Annotated in this window: 2 protein-coding genes and 2 pseudogenes; 2 read left to right on the top strand and 2 right to left on the bottom strand. The window is 38.5% G+C overall.

Annotated features, from left to right (window positions below; translation table 11 throughout):
• Both ACE1AT_RS10275 and ACE1AT_RS10270 read left to right on the top strand, forming a co-directional pair.
• Positions 1-390 (top strand): annotated as a pseudogene (locus ACE1AT_RS10275) (hypothetical protein); the annotation flags it as partial.
• The gene (locus ACE1AT_RS10270; protein ID WP_016861953.1) at positions 383-1033 is read left to right on the top strand and encodes a Uma2 family endonuclease; all 651 of its coding nucleotides are present in this window, start codon (positions 383-385) and stop codon (positions 1031-1033) included. The pseudogene ACE1AT_RS10275 and the gene ACE1AT_RS10270, both read left to right, overlap by 8 nt.
• Before the next feature lie 473 nt (positions 1034-1506).
• On the opposite strand, the gene ACE1AT_RS10265 is transcribed toward ACE1AT_RS10270, so the two are convergent.
• A complete protein-coding gene (locus ACE1AT_RS10265; RefSeq protein WP_374867887.1) occupies positions 1507-1848 on the bottom strand; it encodes a XisI protein in 342 nt (113 codons plus the stop codon).
• Positions 1836-2355 (bottom strand): annotated as a pseudogene (locus tag ACE1AT_RS10260) (XisH family protein). The gene ACE1AT_RS10265 and the pseudogene ACE1AT_RS10260 overlap by 13 nt, the downstream one beginning before the upstream one ends.
• Positions 2356-2524 lie beyond the last annotated feature (169 nt).

Below are 2524 nucleotides of genomic sequence, written 5' to 3'. Positions count from 1 at the left end.
CGCTTACCAATAGTCGCAATGCTACTGGGCAGAGGCTTATCAGTCACCAATAGGGGTGAAGTCAACCAAATCTATTATATCAAATTTATGAAATATTTTGCTCGCTTCCTCCATGTTTTCCTTCCTCGCCTTACGGCATTGGCCGGAAAACTGTCGTCAACTTACTCGCAATTCATCTCATCACCTCCCTTCGCTTCGGTGAGAGGCTTCTTGCTGCTCCAGCTAAAGAGCAAATTTCTAGTTCAAAGGTTGAAGGGTGGAGTTAAGAGTGCGATCGCTTCCCACAATACAATTCATTTTCACTACCAAAGGTCACAAGTTACGCTGAAAACTGAGAATTTAAGTTACAAGAGATATAGCTTACTGGCAAAAGGGTTAGGCAATGAGTGAGTTACAAACCCAGTTACCCACAGATACATGGTTTTATGCTCCTTGGGATGAGTATGAGCAGACAATCGCTAACTTGCTTAACGAGAAGGCAAAAAGTTATTACTATAAGGGGCATATGAGGTTGGAGATGACGCCAGTTAGTTTTGATCATGGTCAAGACCATGTGGTAATTATTTTTGCAGTTAACCTGTTTACAACACTCAAAAGTATTCCAGCCACAGGTTTAGACACTACCACTTTTCGTAAAACTGGTGTTCATGACTGTCAGCCAGATGTGGCATATTATCTCAGAGAACGCACCCAAACTATCCCAACTGGTACAGGAATTGTCAATCTTGATCGTTATCCTGCACCGAATTTGGTGATTGAGATTGCTAAAACATCTCTGCTGGATGACTTGGGTACAAAGCGATCGCTTTACGAAGAGTTGGGTATTGCTGAGTATTGGGTTGTGGATGTGCAAAATGCCCAAATAATCGCCTATGCGATCGCAGATCAGGGTAGTAAACGTATACGTGAATCTCAGGTATTACCTGGGTTAGCGATCGCCATTTTAGAAGAAGCTTTACGTCGTAGTCGGGAAATGAGTCAATCTGAAGTTGGAAGTTGGTTGTTGAGCCAGTTTCAGCAAAAAGAGGGTTGAGTGTTGATTGAGGAATTGGGAGTGCGATCGCACATTTTTGAAACTAGGCAAAACTAGCCACTTCTACACAACATTCAACAGCCAAGTTCTTACGATTCATTTTAATTCGCTTAAAGTTGATATTGATATCACGTTTGAAGATGGTGGTATCATCAAATTGAGTTTAAGCATTTACTTGTGTACTTATCCATTACTTTTTGAAAATTTATCATCGCATCAATTGCCCAATCTTTTAAGTGTTGTAAGATCATCATCAGTATCTGTAATTAATATTTCCCTATCATAAAGCAATGATACCCTGGAGTACGGTTTGTTATCCATGGATTCCCACAGTAAATTTTTTTCTAATTCAGACTCTATTTCTGATTTATTCTCTTCAAGAAATTTTTGTTCAATATTATTGAATACCGAAATACCACCGTGTAAAAATCCATTGCTTTTTACCTATTAATATAGTTATCAAACTTAAATTTCTAAGCTGTGGCAAAATCAGTGTATTGTCTTACCTCTGGCGGCTGAAAAGCCAGCACAATATCACTAGCAGGAACACCTTCCCTTAATAACTCAGTTGCTATTCCTTCCTCAGTCCAATCTTCTTCAATGTAAATTTTTTCATTTTTAATCCGAATATAAACAGAAATACCTTTAACTCTTTTCCCTTTTTTCCAACCAATATTAAACCAAAGATATTGGCTTCTTTCATCATCAAAAATTAGCACTTCATCTACATCAGAAACAGGAACTTGTACGGAAATATTTTGATACTCTGTTAAAATCTGCTTGATTATATTTTGATAATGAGTCAACTTGTCCATTGCCTAATCTCCTCTTGTTCTAAATCAATAACCAATAGTGATACTTGATATTTTTCTAAAATAAATTGAATAGCAACTTGTTGAAAGAAATCATCATAAATTTTTTGACCTATTGCTAAATATAAGTGTTGTTCGGGATGCTCAATAGTAAGTAACGCCTTATAAATTAGATACTGATACCAATTCTTCGTGAAGCTGCATAGAATTTTACCCCTCCCCTAACCCCTCCCCGCTTGCGGGGAGGGGTCTTTGTATGCGTCTTCATATTAAATTGGTATGACCTAATGCGGTTTCAAAATCACGCATAGGAGAACGACTCAGAAAACTTTTAACTTCAATTACAATTTGTTTTCCTTGTCTACTCGCAGCAATGGTTTTTTCTCCAGCAAGATCCGCAAACAGTTTAACTTCTTCATATTTAATTGGATAAGGATCTGCTGTAATTGTCCAGCCATCTTTAATTAGAGCTTGTTTAACAGCATCATGGTATATATCTTTTGCTGGCATGAATGAAAATAAACAAGTTAAGAAGAAATGTAGGTTGGGTTGAGTGCAAGCGAAACCCAACAAAGCCTTGATAATGTTGGGTTACTCTGCGAGAAGCCGCGCAGGGCGCGTCTACGTTCCTCAAACGCCAGGTGCTACAACTCTTGGGACCCCCGCAACGCACTGGCTC

This window comes from Pelatocladus sp. BLCC-F211 (assembly GCF_041928655.1).
Lineage (GTDB): Bacteria > Cyanobacteriota > Cyanobacteriia > Cyanobacteriales > Nostocaceae > Pelatocladus.
This window is presented reverse-complemented; position numbering and strand designations above follow the sequence as displayed.